The 14,510-nt window shown below is 70.4% G+C and carries 15 protein-coding genes; 9 read left to right on the top strand and 6 right to left on the bottom strand.

What is annotated here, in order from left to right; all coding sequences use genetic code 11:
* Positions 1 to 332 precede the first annotated feature (332 nt).
* The 6 genes from QE388_RS04625 (at position 333) to QE388_RS04600 (ending at position 8,262) form a co-directional block, all read left to right on the top strand.
* The gene (locus tag QE388_RS04625; protein WP_307383363.1) at positions 333 to 1,748 is read left to right on the top strand and encodes an FAD-binding oxidoreductase; all 1,416 of its coding nucleotides are present in this window, start codon (positions 333 to 335) and stop codon (positions 1,746 to 1,748) included.
* A 42-nt stretch (positions 1,749 to 1,790) separates the two neighbouring features.
* Positions 1,791 to 3,437, top strand: a complete 1,647-nt coding sequence (locus QE388_RS04620; RefSeq protein ID WP_307383361.1) for an ABC transporter substrate-binding protein — start codon at positions 1,791 to 1,793, stop codon at positions 3,435 to 3,437.
* Positions 3,438 to 3,507: 70 nt separating this feature from the next.
* Positions 3,508 to 4,524: an ABC transporter permease gene (locus QE388_RS04615; protein WP_307383359.1), complete on the top strand. Its 1,017-nt coding sequence runs from the start codon at positions 3,508 to 3,510 to the stop codon at positions 4,522 to 4,524.
* Complete coding sequence (locus tag QE388_RS04610; protein ID WP_307383356.1) at positions 4,521 to 5,429, top strand: ABC transporter permease; 909 nt, start codon at positions 4,521 to 4,523, stop codon at positions 5,427 to 5,429. The genes QE388_RS04615 and QE388_RS04610 overlap by 4 nt, the downstream gene beginning before the upstream one ends.
* Entirely contained in the window at positions 5,426 to 7,081 is a 1,656-nt protein-coding gene (locus tag QE388_RS04605; RefSeq protein WP_307383351.1) for an ABC transporter ATP-binding protein, read from the top strand. The genes QE388_RS04610 and QE388_RS04605 overlap by 4 nt, the downstream gene beginning before the upstream one ends.
* Positions 7,078 to 8,262: a PLP-dependent aminotransferase family protein gene (locus QE388_RS04600; RefSeq protein ID WP_307383349.1), complete on the top strand. Its 1,185-nt coding sequence runs from the start codon at positions 7,078 to 7,080 to the stop codon at positions 8,260 to 8,262. Before QE388_RS04605 ends, QE388_RS04600 begins: the two co-directional genes overlap by 4 nt.
* Positions 8,263 to 8,390: 128 nt before the next feature.
* Here the strand turns inward: QE388_RS04600 and QE388_RS04595 are convergent, their stop codons facing one another.
* From QE388_RS04595 to QE388_RS04580, 4 genes are all read right to left on the bottom strand, one after another.
* Entirely contained in the window at positions 8,391 to 9,407 is a 1,017-nt protein-coding gene (locus QE388_RS04595) for an LLM class flavin-dependent oxidoreductase (protein ID WP_373426603.1), read from the bottom strand.
* A 192-nt stretch (positions 9,408 to 9,599) separates the two neighbouring features.
* Positions 9,600 to 9,950, bottom strand: a complete 351-nt coding sequence (locus tag QE388_RS04590) for a hypothetical protein (protein ID WP_307383345.1) — start codon at positions 9,948 to 9,950, stop codon at positions 9,600 to 9,602.
* Between the two features lie 2 nt (positions 9,951 to 9,952).
* The gene (locus QE388_RS04585; protein ID WP_307383342.1) at positions 9,953 to 10,414 is read right to left on the bottom strand and encodes a prevent-host-death protein; all 462 of its coding nucleotides are present in this window, start codon (positions 10,412 to 10,414) and stop codon (positions 9,953 to 9,955) included.
* 66 nt (positions 10,415 to 10,480) lie between these two features.
* Entirely contained in the window at positions 10,481 to 11,197 is a 717-nt protein-coding gene (locus QE388_RS04580; protein WP_307383339.1) for a GNAT family N-acetyltransferase, read from the bottom strand.
* 245 nt (positions 11,198 to 11,442) lie between these two features.
* Between QE388_RS04580 and QE388_RS18510 the strand changes: the two genes are divergently transcribed.
* Both QE388_RS18510 and QE388_RS04575 read left to right on the top strand, forming a co-directional pair.
* The gene (locus QE388_RS18510) at positions 11,443 to 11,556 is read left to right on the top strand and encodes a hypothetical protein (protein ID WP_373426636.1); all 114 of its coding nucleotides are present in this window, start codon (positions 11,443 to 11,445) and stop codon (positions 11,554 to 11,556) included.
* Positions 11,553 to 12,089, top strand: coding sequence for a GNAT family N-acetyltransferase (locus QE388_RS04575; RefSeq protein WP_373426635.1), 537 nt, complete (start codon positions 11,553 to 11,555; stop codon positions 12,087 to 12,089). Before QE388_RS18510 ends, QE388_RS04575 begins: the two co-directional genes overlap by 4 nt.
* Positions 12,090 to 12,252: 163 nt before the next feature.
* Here QE388_RS04575 and QE388_RS04570 read toward each other — a convergent pair whose 3' ends face one another.
* Positions 12,253 to 13,188, bottom strand: coding sequence for an aromatic alcohol reductase (locus QE388_RS04570; RefSeq protein ID WP_307383334.1), 936 nt, complete (start codon positions 13,186 to 13,188; stop codon positions 12,253 to 12,255).
* 110 nt (positions 13,189 to 13,298) lie between these two features.
* On the opposite strand from QE388_RS04570, the gene QE388_RS04565 reads away from it, so the two are divergent.
* Entirely contained in the window at positions 13,299 to 13,673 is a 375-nt protein-coding gene (locus tag QE388_RS04565) for a MerR family transcriptional regulator (protein WP_275798717.1), read from the top strand.
* 99 nt (positions 13,674 to 13,772) lie between these two features.
* Here QE388_RS04565 and QE388_RS04560 read toward each other — a convergent pair whose 3' ends face one another.
* Positions 13,773 to 14,510, bottom strand: a complete 738-nt coding sequence (locus QE388_RS04560) for a cupin domain-containing protein (protein WP_307383330.1) — start codon at positions 14,508 to 14,510, stop codon at positions 13,773 to 13,775.

Below are 14,510 nucleotides of genomic sequence, written 5' to 3'. Positions count from 1 at the left end.
ACCGCTTCCCGCGCCCGTGGTCGCTTCGACAGGCTCAGCGACCGCTCCGCGCGCCTGTGGTCGCTTCGACAGGCTCAGCGACCGCTCCCCGCGCGGGTGAGGGTCGTGAGGCGGCGACCGCTGAGGTCCCTGAGCTTGTCGAAGGGACCGGTACCCCGTGACCGAGCGCACGGTAGCGCCCGAGCCTCCGCCGGCGGGCGACTGTGACTCCCCGTGTCGCGTCGTGACGGACCGTGACGCATCGCGACGGCGCGTTTCCGCCGAGATGAAGGCAGCGCCGGCATCGTCCTACCTTCGGCTGCACTCCCGTCCCCACCCAGAGAGGCACGCCCATGAGCGCTTCCACCGCGACCGCCCCGCGCACGGGCCTGTCCGCCCTGCTCGACGACATTGAGCGTGACGCCCCCGGCGTCGAGGTGCTCCCGCCGTCCGCCGACACCGCGGAGTACGCGCACGACGCGGGCACCGCGCCTCGAAGCGGCACCAGCGCGACGGACGGTCCCGCGGTCGCCTTCCCGACCACCGTCGGCGAGGTCCAGCAGCTCGTGCGCCTCGCCGCGCGTCACGGCGTGAGCATCGTTCCTCGGGGCGCCGGCACCGGGCTCTCCGGCGGCGCCGTGGCGCACGCCGAGCAGCTCGTCGTCTCGACCGACCGCCTGAACCGGATCGTCGAGATCTCGCCCGCCGACGAGGTCGCGGTCGTCGAGCCGGGTGTCCTGAACGCGGCGCTCAACGAGCACCTCGCCCCGCTCGGCCTGTTCTACGCCCCCGATCCCGCGAGCTGGCGCATCTCGACCATCGGCGGCAACATCGCGACCAACGCCGGGGGCCTCCGCTGCGCCAAGTACGGCGTCACCCGCGAGTCGGTGCTCGCGCTCGACGTCGTGCTCGCCGACGGGAGCCTCGTCTCGATCGGCCACCGCTCGATCAAGGGCGTGACCGGCCTCGATCTCGTCTCGCTCTTCGTCGGATCCGAGGGAGTCCTCGGCATCGTCGTCGGCGCGACCGTCCGCATCCGACCGCTGCCCGTCGCCCGGCGCACGGTGACGGCGTTCTTCGACTCCACCGCGGCGGGGGCCGCGGGCATCGGGGCGATCACCGCGTCGCGCGTGCGTCCGAGCGTCATCGAGTTCCTCGACGAACCCACCCTCGTCGGCATCGACGCCGCGCAGGACTCGGGACTCCGCGCCCGCGGCGCGGCCCTGCTGCTCATCGAACTCGACGGCTTCGGCATCGACGAGCAGACCGCCGAACTGACGACGGCGCTCGTCGCCGCCGGGGGTCGCGTGCAGGTCGAGAGCGAACCGGATGCCGAGGTCCTCTGGGAACTGCGGCGCTCGGGGCGGCGCTTCGACGAGGGGTCCTGGTTCGCCGGCGGAGACGTCGCGGTGCCGAAGTCGCGCATCGCCGAGGTCTTCGCGGGCTTCCCCGCCATCGCGGCGCGCCACGGGGTGGCGGTCAGCGCCGTCGCCCACGCCGGCGACGGCAACCTGCATCCCGTCGTCACCCTCCCGATCCCGGCGGATGCCGACCCCTCCCTCGTCCCGGCGGCGCTGCACGAAGCCACCGACGACATCGTGCGCGTCGCCCTCGCGCTCGGCGGAACCGTCAGCGGCGAGCACGGCATCGGCACGGTCAAGCGCGCGCTCGCCGCCGAGGAGCTCGCCGCGCGCGTGCGGTCGGCTCAGCTCGCGATCAAGGACGCACTCGATCCCGCCGGTCTCTTCAACCCCGGCAAAGCCCTGTAACCCGTTCTCCGCAGCACGTTCCCACAGCACAAGGACCCCTCCATGACCACTCGCTTCCGACGCCTCCTGGGCGTCGCCTCCGCCCTCACCGTCGGCGCCGTTCTCCTCAGCGGCTGCGGCGCGGGAACCGCGGCCGGCCCGGCCGAGAACGCCGCCCCGAAGCCCGGCGGTGACCTCGTGTTCCTCATCGACTCGCTCGGCGCCACCTGGATCCCCAACAACAGCTCCATCTCGAGCTACCAGGGCCAGATCTGGGGCAACGTGACCGACAAACTCGTCTACGTCGACGCCGAGGGCAACCTCAGCCCGTGGATCGCGGAGAGCTGGGACGAGAACGCCGACAAGACGCAGTTCACGCTCCACCTCAAAGAGGGTGTGACCTTCTCGGACGGCACACCCCTCGACGCAGCCGCGGTCGTCGCGAACATCGACATCTGGGCGAAGGGTCGGCCCGACGAGGGCATCAACCGCATCGGTCTGTTCCCCTCGGCCAACTACGCAGGTGCCGAAGCGGTGGATGCCACGACGGTGAAGGTGTCGTTCTCGGCACCGACGCTCAGCTTCATCCCGACGCTGGCGTACCACGGCTCGATCCTCCTGTCCCCGGCGACGCTGGCGCTCCCCGCCGACCAGCAGGCCGACCTCACGAAGGACATCGGCAGCGGCCCGTTCACGGTCGAGAAGGTCGCCGAGGGCGACAGCGTCGTTCTGAAGAAGCGCGACGACTACGACTGGGGTCCCGAAGCCGTCGGCCACGAAGGTGCCGCGTACCTCGACACGATCACCTACAAGCAGGTCGCGGAGCCCACGCTGCGCACCGCCTCGGTCGAGTCGGGCCAGGCGCAGGTGGCCTACAACGCCAGCCCGCAGGACCTCGACGCGCTGAAGCAGGAGGGGCTGACCGTCGAGACGCCCCGCTACCTCGGTTTCGTCAACGGCTATGCGCTCAACACCTCCGTCGCCCCCTTCGACGACGTGAAGGTGCGCCAGGCCGTGCAGCATGGCATCGACCGCGACCAGATCCTCTCGACCGTCTACACCACGGACTGGCACGCGGCCGAGTCGCTGTTCCAGAGCACCGTGCCCGAGGCGACCGACCACAGCGCCGACTTCGCGTACGACCCCGACAAGGCTGCGGCCCTGCTCGACGAGGCGGGCTGGACGAAGGGTGCCGACGGCGTGCGCACGAAGAACGGGCAGAAGCTGTCGTTCACGCTCTACCCCAACCCGTACCTGCAGGCCTCGCAGTCGGTCGACGAGCTCGTCGACCAGCAGCTCACGAGCCTCGGCTTCGAGGTGAACCTCGAGACCTACGACGTCCCGACCTACGGCCAGAAGGTGATCGGCAACGCCACGATCCCGGCCACAGAGATCACCCGGAGCTTCGTCGATGTCGGAACCGTCGCCGGGGTCCTCACCTCGCAGAAGAAGGGCGACGAGGACTGGTTCAAGCTCGGAACCTCGGATGCCACCCTCAACGACCTCGCGACGCGCATCGCCACGGCCACCGACCGTGACGCCCGCGCGAAGGTCGCTGACGAGCTGCAGAGCTACGTGCTCCAGCAGGGCTACTTCGTGCCCCTCACCCAGATCGTCCAGCGCGTCTACGTGCAGTCGCCCGAAGTGAGTGGCGTCAGCTACAACGGCCTCGCCTACGCGTACTACCTGGGCACCTGGCTCAACAGCTGACATCGGACAGGGGACGGATGCCACGGCATCCGTCCCCGTACCCGTTCCACCGAGACGAGAGGAGGAGAGCATGCTCCGCACCTACGGCCGCTTCGCGCTGCGCCGCACGGGCCAGGCGCTCGTCGTCGTGCTGCTGGCGTACCTGTTCACGTTCTTCGTGATCAGCATCCTGCCCGGCGACCCGATCACGAGCACCCTGCGCAATCCCGATAACGGCTTCACCGGAGACGACATCGCCCGCATCGTGGCTTATTACGGCCTCGACCAGCCGTGGTGGGTGCAGCTGGGCTCGTCGCTGGGTCGCTTCGTGGTGGGAGATCTGGGCGTCTCGCTGCGCTCGAACCTGCCCGTCGGAACCCTCGTGCTCGACGCTCTGGGGTCCACACTCAGCCTCGCGGGTGCCGCCCTGCTGGTCGCCATCGTGCTGGCCGTCGTCATCGCGTACGGCACGCAGTTCCTCCCGCCGCGCTTCGGCCAGGGCGCTCTGCGCTCGCTGCCCTCGCTGTTCCTCTCGGTGCCGAACTTCGTGATCGGCCTGCTGCTGATCCACGTGTTCGCCTTCGGTCTCGGACTGTTCAGCATGATCGACACCGAGACGCCCTGGGGCACGTTCTTCGCGGCGGTGGCTCTCGGCATCCCGGTCTCGGCGCAGCTCGCCGAGGTGCTCATCGCCTCGCTCGACCACGAGTCGCGGCAGGAGTACGTCGCGGTGGCCCGCTCGCGCGGCCTCGGGCAGGGTGCGCTGTTCCTGCGCCACCTCGTGAAGCCCTCCGCGCTGCCGACGGTGACGGTGCTCGCGCTGATCGTCGGCGAGCTGCTGGGCGGCGCGCTCATCACCGAGGCGATCTTCGGCCGCGTGGGCATCGGCACGCTCGTCGAGCAGGCCGTGGCCAGCCAGGACCTCCCGGTGCTGCAGGCGGTGGTCTCTCTCGCGGCGATCGTGTTCGTCCTGGTCAACCTCATCGCTGACCTGGCCTACCCGCTCCTCGACCCGCGGGTGTCGATCGGATCCCGCGGGCGCACGGTCGCCGCCCCGGCTGCCGAAGAGCCCGCACCGCTGCTTCGTGAGGAGGTGAGCATCGTATGACCACCGCACCCCTGTCTCGCCGCGCGGCCCCGGTGCCGACCGTGGTCGACCCATCACAGGGATCGGCACCGGGATCGGCGCCGGGCGGTCTGCTCGCCCGCGCGCGCGGCATCCGTCTCTCCGTCCCGATCGACGTCATCGTCTCGTTCGCGGTCGTCGCCGTGGTGCTGGCCTTCTCGCTCGCGCCCGCGCTCTTCACCTCGCAGAACCCCGCGCAGGGAGTGCCCGCCGACAAGCTCCAGCCCCCGAGCCCCGCTCATCTGCTCGGCACCGACCACCTCGGTCGCGACCTCTTCGCGCGGATCGTGTTCGGCGCGCAGTCCTCGGTCACCAGCGCCCTCGTCGCCGTGGCGATCGGGGTCGTCGTCGGCGGGCTCATCGGCCTGCTCGCCGGCTTCCTCGGATCGTGGACCGACACCGTGCTCGCGCGTTTCGTCGACGTGCTGCTCGCGATCCCGGCGTTCCTGCTCGCGGTCGTGATCGTCAGCTCGCTGGGCTTCCAGACCATCAACGCCGCGATCGCGACGGGCGTCTCCGCCGTGGCGGTGTTCGCCCGGGTCATGCGGTCCGAGGTGCTCCGCGTGCGCTCCTCGGTGTTCGTCGAGGCGGCGCGGCTGCAGGGCGGATCGACCCTTCACGTGCTGTTCCGGCACGTGCTCCCCAATGCCTCGCGCTCGCTGATCCCCCTCGCGGTGCTCCAGTTCGGGCTGTCGATCCTCGTGATCGCCGGGCTCGCGTTCCTCGGCTACGGCGATCCACCCCCGGCATCCGACTGGGGTCTGCTCATCTCGGCGGGCAAAGACTACCCGCGCGCGCCGTGGCTCGTCGTCTGGCCCGCCCTGATCACGGTGGCGACCGTGCTCTCGATCAACCGCATCAGCCGCTGGCTCCGGAGGACGTCATGACCACCACTCTTCCTGTGCACTCTGACGCGCACACCTCGACCGCGCTCCTGGCGGTCGAGGGTCTCTCCGTCGCCTACGGCCGCACCCCCGTGGTGCACGAGGTCTCGTTCGCGATCCCGCGGGGCGGCAGTCTCGCCCTCATCGGCGAGTCGGGGTCGGGCAAGTCGACGATCGCGCGGTCGATCCTGCGCCTGCTGCCGCGCGGAGCGGCGACCGCACGGGGGCGTATCGCCTTCGACGGCGACGACCTGCTGGGGCTGTCGGAGGCGCGGTTCCGCCCGTACCGGGGGCGCCGCATCGGCTTCGTCCCGCAGGACCCGTCACACGCGCTGAACCCTGTCCGCACCGTCGGGTCGCAAGCCCACGAGGCGGCGGCTCTCGCGGGGTTCTCCGACGCCCGTGCCCAGCGCGCGGCGATCCTCGACGTGTTCGCGCGCGTGGGCCTGCCTGACCCCGCGCGCGTGTACGGGGCGTACCCGCACCAGCTCTCCGGGGGGATGCTCCAGCGCGTGCTCATCGGACTCGCGGTGCTGCCGCGCCCCGACCTGCTCGTCGCCGACGAGCCGACCAGCGCCCTCGACGTGACGATCCAGAAGCGCATCCTCGACCTGCTCGACGACCTGCGCGAGGATCTCGGCATCGGTCTGCTACTCGTCACCCACGACCTCGCCATCGCGGCCGAGCGCACCGACGAGATCGTCGTGCTGAAGGACGGGCGGGTCCAAGAGGCCGGGGCCACCCGCGAGGTCTTCGCCGCCCCCACTTCGCCGTACACGGTGCAGTTGCAGGCCGACGCTCCCGCGCTGAACCCCGACCGCTACCGCCGCGACGCCGACGAACGCGGTGTCGACGCATGGACCACCGACACCACCGCGACCCGCATCGAGGTGCGCGAGGTGTCGAAGAGCTTCGTGGTCGACGGGGTGGCCCGCGCCGCCGTCTCGGGCGTCTCGTTCCGCGTCCCGCCCGGCACGACGCACGCCCTCGTGGGGGAGTCAGGCTCGGGCAAGACCACCACGGTCCGTCTGCTGCTGGGACTCGAGAGCCCGGACGCCGGAGAGATTTTCGTCGACGGCGTCGCGGTCTCGGGCCGGACGCCGGCGGAACTCCGCGGCATCCGTCGGCACCTCCAGCTCGTCTACCAGAACCCCTTCACCTCGCTCGATCCCACATGGAGCGTCGGGAGGATCGTGCGCGAGCCCCTCGACCAGTACCGGATCGGCACGCGCGCCGAACGGACGGCGAAGGTGACGGAGGCTCTGGATGCCGTCGGCCTCCCGCCCCATCTGGCTCGCCGCCGTCCCGCCGAGCTGTCGGGCGGCCAGCGTCAGCGCGTCGCCATCGCGCGCGTCCTCGTGCTCAAGCCCGACGTGATCGTGCTCGATGAGCCGACCTCGGCCCTCGACGTGACCGTGCAGGCCGGAGTGTTCGATGTGTTGCGTCGCCTGCAGCGCGAGCGGGGCCTGACGTACCTCTTCGTCTCGCACGACCTCGCCCTCGTGCGCCAGATCGCCGACACGGTGTCGGTGCTGAAAGACGGGAGGGTGGTCGAGGCCGGCCGCGTCGCCGACGTGCTCTCGCACCCCCGCGAGGAGTACACCCGCGCCCTCGTCGACGCCATCCCCGCCCCTGACCTCCGGAGTTCCCGATGACCGTTCTCGCCCCCTCCCGACCCGCGCTCGTCCGGGCCTTCAGCGCGCCGAGAGGCTTCGGCGACCAGACCCTGCGCGATCGCCGCCCGGACGCGATCGAGCTGCTCGGCGGCATCCCGGATCCCTCCGTGCTGCCGACCGCCGAGCTGGCCGAGGCGACCGCCCGGGTGCTGAGCGCGCCGGGTGCGCCGTCGCTGCAGTACTCGCGCACCGAGGGCATCCCGGCGCTGCGCGAATGGATCGCGGCCCGCGAGGGCGTCGCCGTGGACCGCGTGCTGATCACGAACGGCGGCTTCCACGGCCTCGCGATCGCGGTGCAGACGGTGCTCGAGCGCGGCGACCTCGTCGCGGTCGACAACCCCGTGTTCCCGCTGTTCCTGCGGGGCCTCGAGCTGGCCGACGCGCGGGTGCTCCCCATCCGCGTCGGCGCCGAGGGACTCGACGTCGACGCGCTCGCCGCGGAACTGCGGGCCGGCGCGCGTCCCGCCGCGGTGTACACGGTGCCGGAGTTCCACAACCCCTCGCAGTCGTCTCTTCCCACGGCCCGCCGCCGCGAGCTGGTCGACCTCGCCGAGAAGTACGGCTTCGTCGTGTTCGCCGACGACCCGTACCGCGAACTGCGCTTCGCGGGAGAGCCCGAGTCGCTCGCTCCGTTCCACGACTCCGCCCACGTCATCCACGTGAACACCTTCACCAAGACACTGGGTCCGGGGCTCCGCCTCGGGTGGGTCGTGCTGCCCGAGCGCTTGGTCCCGGATGCCGTGGCCCTGCGCAGCCGCCAGGATTCGCACTCGTCGACTTTCGTGCAGGCGGTGGTCGCGGAACTGCTGACGAGCGACGCCGGGCTCTTCGACCGGGTGCTCGGGCGGGCTCGAGCGCTCTACCGGTCGCGGGCTCACACCCTGGCCGAGGCGCTCTCGGCATCCGGAGCCTTCGACGTGACCGTGCCCGACGGCGGGTTGTTCCTCTGGCCGCGTCTGACGGACGACTCGCTGGACGCCGACCGACTCGCCGCCGACGCGAGCGCCGAGGGCGTGGAGTACCAGCGCGGCTCGTTCTTCCCCTCGGGGCCGGGGACGGATGCCGACCGGCACCTGCGCCTCGCCTACGGTGACACCTCGGAGGAGCTGCTGCGCGAGGCCGCGGCGCGGCTGGGGCGTGCGGTGGCGCGGCAGAGCTGACCCGCCCGCCGCGGCCCAGCCCGTGGTGCCCCCGGCCGCGGCCCGTCCCCGTTGAGTGTCCAAGACACGCCGTAAAGCGGGAGGCCGTTACGGCGTGTCTTGGACACTCAACTTCGCCCGCGCTCGCGTCAGTCGGGCGCCCAGCCGAGGAGGGGGCCCAGTCGGCCCGCGATGTCCTCAAGGATCTGCGCGTAGTCGTCGGGGGCGAACGAGAACGGCAGGGCGAAGGCGGCCTCGTCGACCTCGGGGAACGCCCGCGACGAGAGCAACCGCTCGGCGATCTGCTCCGACGTGCCGACGAGATCCTCGGCGAACAGCATCCGGCGCGGACCCTGAGGGATGCCGACGCGCCCGCGTCGCGCTTCGGCATAGGCCTCGTAGCGTCGACGCTGATCGGGCGTGGCCGAGTCGGTCGGCACGACCACCAGACCCTGCGAGACCCGGGCGGTCTCGCCGGCGGGGTGCGTGTCGCGGTAGAGGCGGATCTGCGCGTACTGCTCGGCGTCGAAGTCGGTCGATGTCGTCGACTGGATCACACTGCTGGTCAGGAGGTGGAAGTCGTTCTCGGCTGCCCACGTCGTCGAGGTGGGGCTTCCGGCGCCGTACCAGAGCCGGTCGCTCAGGCCGGGGGAGTGCGGTTCGATCCGCTCGGAATACTCCTCGATGCCCTCGGTGCCGGCGCGGGCACTGACGGGCTCCCCCGCGAGGAAGCGGCGCAGTCGCGCGAGGCGCTCGTATCCGAACTCCTCGTGCTCGACGGTGTCGGGGTACAGAGCCGCCGCGACGTCGTCGAGGCGCGGCGGAGGGCCGACGGAGAACCCCGGTTCGAGGCGCCCGCCCGCCAGCACATCGACGGTCGCGAGGTCTTCGGCCAAGCGGAGCGGGTTCTCCCACCCCAGGGGGATCACCGCGGTGCCCAGCCGGATCCGGCTCGTGCGCTGCGAGGCAGCGGCGAGCACCGCGACCGGGGAAGAGATGCCGTACTGCAGGTGCCGGTCGCGCAGCCACGCGCTGTCGAAGCCGAGGCTCTCGCCGCGCTCGATGATCGACAGGGTGGTCTCGTGCCCCGCCCGCGGGTTCTCGCGGTCGAAGAGACCGATGGTGAGGAAGCCGAGGGAGCGGAGTGCACGGGCCATGTCGGTCACGCTAGCCGCGGCGTCGGCGGCACGGTCGGCGCGCTGTCACGGACGGTCACGCGCGGTCACGCATGAGCGGGCACGCCGTTGAGTGTCCACAACACCCGGACGCGTCAGGAAACTTGTCCGGGTTTCTTGGACACTCAGGGTTGTCCTTCCGCCCGCGCCGTTCTGGGCTCGTGACCGGGGGGCGGAGAGGCTCTACTTCGTTTCGTTGGGGTGGCTCGTGTGGACGTGCTCGAGCCACACCGTGCGGTCTACGACAAAGAACCAGACGCGCGCGCCACCCTTGAGCGTCGGCTTGTGCTGCCATCGCTCGTGGGTCACACCCGCACGTGTGATGGTTCCCAGTTCGCCTTTCAGCCGGTAGTTCGTCGGTGTCGTCGTCAGCGGGGCTCGCGTGAGGAAATCCCCGCAGTCGGCCATGGCGTTGCGAACCGTCGCGACCAGGTCTTGCCAGCCGCGCCGGGCATCCACCGTCGCGAATCGAACCTCGTACTCGATCTTCTTCGGAGGGCGCGGAACGACCTCGCCGCGCTTCGAAGCTGCCATGCTCAGGGACGCTCGACGGTCTCGCCGTCGTCATCGAGCCAGTCGACCACCGTCGTGCCGAGCCCGGCGGCGACGGCGACCGCGGTCTCTTTCCACGAGGTGAGTTCCGCGAGCGCGAGGTGAGGCTGATCGGTCGCAAACGATGCGCGCGCGGCATCGATGAGGTCTTGTGCGCACTGCGTCCGATCGGCGTGCGAGAGCGCCAGCATCCACGGAAATGTCTTCGCCATGCGCTCTTCCAATGGCCCGTCGTCGTCGAGGGTCACCGTGATGAGCTGCGCCGCGAAGTTCAAGAGCTGTGCCCGGGCGTTCGCCTCGCGCTCGGACATGAGAACGAGCGTCTGCCCGTCGCGTCGCGTGACGGTGATGGGGTGATCTTCGGCTTCGGCGAAGACTTCGGCCGAGTGCTTGCTGAGATCGGACGACCGCCGCGAATGAGCGGGGAGGAATGTCGCGGTACCCATGCCCCACATTGTATTCCGAATGCATTCGGAAGTCGAGGCGCAGGCGGGAGCCCGGTTCGCTCGCGCTCAGGCCGGCGTCCGCACCGACGCGAACCTGTTTCGCCGGCGCAGGGCGAAGCCGAGCTTCTCGTACGCCGCGATCGCGTTCACGTTCGCCGCCGCGGCGTGCAGCAGCGCCCGGTCTCCGCGCTGCTGGATGTGGGAGGCTACGTCGAGCACCAGGCGCGAGGCGAGGCCCTGGCGCCGGTGATCGGCATCCACCGCGACAGCGCTGATCTCGGTCCATCCCGTCGGGTGCAGGCGCTCGCCCGCCATGGCGACGAGCCGACCCTCACGACGGATGCCGATGTACCGGCCCAGCTCGTAGGTTCGGGGCCGGAACGGGCCGGGCTGATTGCGGTCGACGATCGCGATCATGTCGGCGGCGTCGTCCGCGCCCAGCTCGATCGCCTCGTCGTCGGGGCGGGTCTTCAGCGCGTCGGTCTCGACGAGCTGGACGCCCTCGCCGCCGCCGAGGTACTCCCACCCGTCGGGAAAGCCGCCCTCGTAACCCGAGAGCCCCACATCGGCGCCGGTGCCGACGAGGTCGCGCAGCGCGTCCCAGACGCCGGGCTCCTCCCACGAGCGCACCGCGACGAAGGGCGCGACGTCGGCGGGATACCGGCGCACGAGGTCGCCGCCGATCGCGAACGAGGAGTGCGGGCCCGCGAGCGAGTGCCAGGCGGCGTTGTCGAGGACGGTGGCGTCGGCGTGCGGGATGTCGAGGGCGGGAGCGGTGGTCACCGAGACACTCTGCGCCGGTCATGGCCGTCGCGCAAACCGTGGGCCTGTCTGAGCGGGTCGTCATGACGGGGCGTGACGCCGCGCGACGCCGTGTGTCAGGCGCCGGTGCCGCGGCGGCGAGGTCGGCGCATGCTGGAGGGGTGGCATCCGGTCCGCCCATCACCCGAGGAGAACGATGACCCGAGTCGACACCTTCGCGAGCGAGTGGGCCGCGGGGCACGAGGCGCACGGGTTCCTCCTGCCCGCTGCCGCCGGCGGAGAATCGGCTGCCCTTCGCCGTGGAGGCGGGGGAGAAGACCCCGACCGCCCGCGCCGAGGGAGTGGCGACGGATGCCGGGATCGTGGCGAGCGGGACATGACGGGGTCGGTGTCTTCCGGCGCAGCCGTGGAGTCGATCGCGTGGACGATCGAGCGCGTCGACTGGGACGACGAGCGAGCGGTGGCGCTGCGCGCGGCGATGGACGACGAGATCGGCCCGCGGTACGCCGAGGTGTTCGCGGCGTTCGATGACGAGACCGCCGCGCTGCTCGCGCAGGACTTCGCGGTCGACCCGGCCACGATCGTCGACGTGATCCTCGTGCTCGACCCCTCGGGGGGCCCGATGGGCCACGCCGCTCTTCGCGCCCTCGACGACGACCTCGAGGTCAAGCGCGTGTTCGTCGATCGCCGCGCGCGCGGGCGCGGGGCGAGCCGCGCGCTCATGGCCGAGCTGGAGCGCCTCGCCCGGGCGCGCGGGGCCGAGCGCCTCATCCTGCAGACCGGTGATCGGCAGCCCGAGGCGATCGCGCTGTACGAGCGGATCGGCTACCGCGCGATCCCGGTGTTCCTGCCGTACGTGCGGTTCGCGGGGTCGCGGTGCTTCGCGAAGGCGCTGAGCACCGCCACGCGGTGAGCCCCGGGCCGCGGCCGGAACGGCGTTCGCACCCGCGCTCCTCGCGCCTCCTGCTCGCGCTCACTGCTCGCGCTCACTGCTCGCGGCGAGGAGTTCGCCGGTGGCGGTGGCGTGGGCTTCCTCAGCCAGAGCGGTCGGCGTTCACTCCACCGGGAGGGCGGGTTCACGCGGCGAGGTGAGTGCGGATCCATTCGTCGAGGGTCGTCGTCGAGATGCCGTGGCGCTCGTTGTAGGTGTCTGCCTTGTTCCACGCGACACCGCGGCCCTGAGCGAAGGCGGCGCGGTACTTTCGGGTCATGTTGTCGGGGTCGGCAGCCAACTCGGCCATGAGGGTCGGCTCGGACCATACGCGCAATTCGAAGGGCCGACCCAGGACCGTCTCGAGGGTGGTGGCCAGCTGGCCGTACGAGATCGTGTCCCCCGCGACATAGAGGATTTCGTTGCGGATGCGCGGCGCAGCGAACACGATGTCCGCTGTGAGGGCGCCGATGTCTTCCGGGGTGGTGACCGTGACGGTGGTGTCCGCGGCTCCGAGCGCGTTGACGGTGTCGTGAGCGAGGTCGACCATGCCGGAGTCGGCGTCGAAGAGGTAGTTCATGAACATGCCGGTGGAGATGATCACCCACTCGGTGTCGTGCTGTGATCGGAGAAGGTCGCGAACGTCGAGTTGGGCGTCGAAGATGTCTTGCGGGCTGCCACGACCGATCACGTCGAAGTCGACGCCGAACTGCCACGGGAAGTACCGGGGCAACTCCGCGCCCAGCGCGGCGCGCGCCACCTTCATCGGCGTGTCGAGACCGGCGGTGATGCCGGTGCAGCCGATCACGGTGTCGTAGTCCCGAAAGATCCGGGCGAGGTCGTCGACAGTGTTCGTCACCAGATCGCCGTGGACGATGCCGATTCCGAGCTGCCGGATCTCCGCCAGATCGCGCTGTTTCGCGGGTGCGGGCGATTCTGTGGTGGTGCTTCGCAGGAGCACGTCGATCGAGGAGCCCTCGACCGCGGCGGCACGTCGGGCGACGTTGCGAAGAACGGGCATCCCGAGCTCTCCCGCTCCGATCACGAGGATTCTCCGTGACTGTCCATCCCAGCTGCGCATGGGTTCTGTTCCTCTCATCGGTCCCGGCGGTCGGGACCCTTCACTCGCAGAAAGGCTAAACTTTGACATCACTGTCAAGGTCAAATCAAGGCGCGTCGGGGTGGTGCGGCATGAAGATCAGCGAGGCGGCAGAAGCGGTCGGAGCGCCGGCGCGCATGCTGCGCTACTACGAACAGCAGGGCCTCATCGCCGCGTCGCGCGCGGCGAACGGGTACCGGGACTACTCGGATGAGCAGGTCGAGCATGCCCGCCATGTCCGCGCTCTCGTCGAGGCGGGCCTTTCCACCCGGATGATCAAGATCGTCTTGAACATCGAAACCGCCGGACCGGCGAAGCGTGCCGAAGCGGCGGAACTCGCGCGAGAGCTCCGCGTCGTGGAGAACCGGATCGTGTGCCTCGAGAGAAGTCGAGATGCGGTGATCTCGTACCTCACAGGTGCGGGCTATTCGGACCTCCTCGCCAACGCGCGTCGCTCATCCGCGTGAGAGATCGACCCGAAGAAGCCTCAGCTTTGCAGCGCTCTCGGGTACTTCGCGCGATCCGGCCGAGCGGTTGCCTGCGCGACGTGCCCGCGATCAACAGCGTCAGAACGCAGTGAGAGTGTTACGCAGGTGTTCCACCTGCGGCGTCGCGCCCAGGTGAGGGCCGATGAGTTCTCGCCAGCGAGAGAACGCCGCAGAGGCGCGGAAGCTCTCGTGATCGTCGATGCTTTCCCAACCGACGAAGAGTCGGTAGGTCTGCGGGCTCTCCTCCGAGGACTCCAGCCGGAGCGTCCGTGCCCCGCGCGCCCGCTGGAACAGCGGGGCGGCCTTCGCCACGGCGGCCTCGAAGTCTTTCTTGTGACCGGGCAGGACGTCGATGGTCGCCATCTCGGTCACCATCCGTACCGAGCCGGCAGCGGTGTCGGCGGATTCGGCATCCACTCGTCCGTGTTCCCCGGACGCGGTGAGGGTGCGGGTGGCATCGAGCGATCCGTACGTCCAGAAGATCCTCATCTCCTCCGTGTCGGAGGCGTTCTCGAAGTGGTGGGCGACGTTGGCGGGCACGAACGTGGTGTCGAACGTGTTCAGCGCGGTTCGCTCTCCGTCGATGTCGACGACGGCGCGGCCGGCGATGACCATGACCGACTCGGCGACGTTGTGCGTGTGGTGGCCGATCGCGGCACCGGGCTCGAAGATCGTGACGCCGTTGAGGTAGGTCGTCGCGCCCCGAGCAGCGGTGACGAGAGGGATCGTTCGGGCGCCGCCGCCGCGGTTCTTGGAAGGGAGCTGCTCGGGGCGGAAGACGTGCGCGGGCTGGGAGGTGATGCTCTCGATGCTCAT

This window comes from Microbacterium sp. SORGH_AS_0969 (genome assembly GCF_030818255.1).
GTDB lineage: Bacteria > Actinomycetota > Actinomycetes > Actinomycetales > Microbacteriaceae > Microbacterium.
Note: the sequence above shows the minus strand (reverse complement) of the source record. Positions and strands in the feature narration are given on the sequence as shown.

Bases quoted from the DNA above. Each gene is read 5' to 3' on its own strand.
- QE388_RS04625 (WP_307383363.1), top strand. From the start codon at position 333: ATGAGCGCTTCCACCGCGACCGCCCCGCGCACGGGCCTGTCCGCCCTG.
- QE388_RS04620 (WP_307383361.1), top strand. From the start codon at position 1,791: ATGACCACTCGCTTCCGACGCCTCCTGGGCGTCGCCTCCGCCCTCACC.
- QE388_RS04615 (WP_307383359.1), top strand. From the start codon at position 3,508: ATGCTCCGCACCTACGGCCGCTTCGCGCTGCGCCGCACGGGCCAGGCG.
- QE388_RS04610 (WP_307383356.1), top strand. From the start codon at position 4,521: ATGACCACCGCACCCCTGTCTCGCCGCGCGGCCCCGGTGCCGACCGTG.
- QE388_RS04605 (WP_307383351.1), top strand. From the start codon at position 5,426: ATGACCACCACTCTTCCTGTGCACTCTGACGCGCACACCTCGACCGCG.
- QE388_RS04600 (WP_307383349.1), top strand. From the start codon at position 7,078: ATGACCGTTCTCGCCCCCTCCCGACCCGCGCTCGTCCGGGCCTTCAGC.
- QE388_RS04590 (WP_307383345.1), bottom strand. From the start codon at position 9,950: ATGGCAGCTTCGAAGCGCGGCGAGGTCGTTCCGCGCCCTCCGAAGAAG.
- QE388_RS04585 (WP_307383342.1), bottom strand. From the start codon at position 10,414: ATGGGTACCGCGACATTCCTCCCCGCTCATTCGCGGCGGTCGTCCGAT.
- QE388_RS04575 (WP_373426635.1), top strand. From the start codon at position 11,553: ATGACGGGGTCGGTGTCTTCCGGCGCAGCCGTGGAGTCGATCGCGTGG.
- QE388_RS04570 (WP_307383334.1), bottom strand. From the start codon at position 13,188: ATGCGCAGCTGGGATGGACAGTCACGGAGAATCCTCGTGATCGGAGCG.
- QE388_RS04565 (WP_275798717.1), top strand. From the start codon at position 13,299: ATGAAGATCAGCGAGGCGGCAGAAGCGGTCGGAGCGCCGGCGCGCATG.
- QE388_RS04560 (WP_307383330.1), bottom strand. From the start codon at position 14,510: ATGAGCATCGAGAGCATCACCTCCCAGCCCGCGCACGTCTTCCGCCCC.